Origin of the sequence: Bacteroides sp. ET71 (genome assembly GCF_023336905.1) — a bacterium.
GTDB lineage: Bacteria > Bacteroidota > Bacteroidia > Bacteroidales > Bacteroidaceae > Bacteroides.
In genome coordinates this window covers 1-414 of the sequence record NZ_JAMBLS010000156.1, presented here as the reverse complement: position 1 = coordinate 414, position 414 = coordinate 1, and the positions used below count along the sequence as shown (strand labels likewise).

Annotated in this window: 1 pseudogene; it reads left to right on the top strand. The window is 54.6% G+C overall.

The features are described 5' to 3' along the window. A pseudogene (locus M3090_RS15660) lies at nt 1-414 on the top strand (conjugal transfer protein TraG); the annotation flags it as partial.

Sequence of the window (414 nt, the reverse complement as noted above, 5' to 3'; positions counted from 1 at the left end):
TTGTGGAAGAAGGACAATGAACCGGCAACCCGCTCAGAGGAGGTGGCGCTGTCCAACGCCGTGTCGCTCTACATCGAGCGCATCAAGGCGGGGGAAGTGGAAGAACCCTCGTTCAACACCTTCTACGAGTTTGTGAAGTCGGACTACCGGCGGATACTGGAGGAAAAGCAGGTACGGGAGAAGGACTTTGATTTGGCGGGCTTCCTGAACGTGCTGGAACCCTATTACCGGGGCGGCGAGTACGACTTCCTGCTCAACTCGGACAAGCAGCTTGACCTGCTGACGAAACGCTTCATCGTCTTCGAAATCGACCAGATAAAGGACCATCCCATCCTGTTCCCCGTTACGACCATCATCATCATGGAGCTGTTCATCAACAAGATGCGCCGTCTGAAAGGCATCCGCAAGATGGTA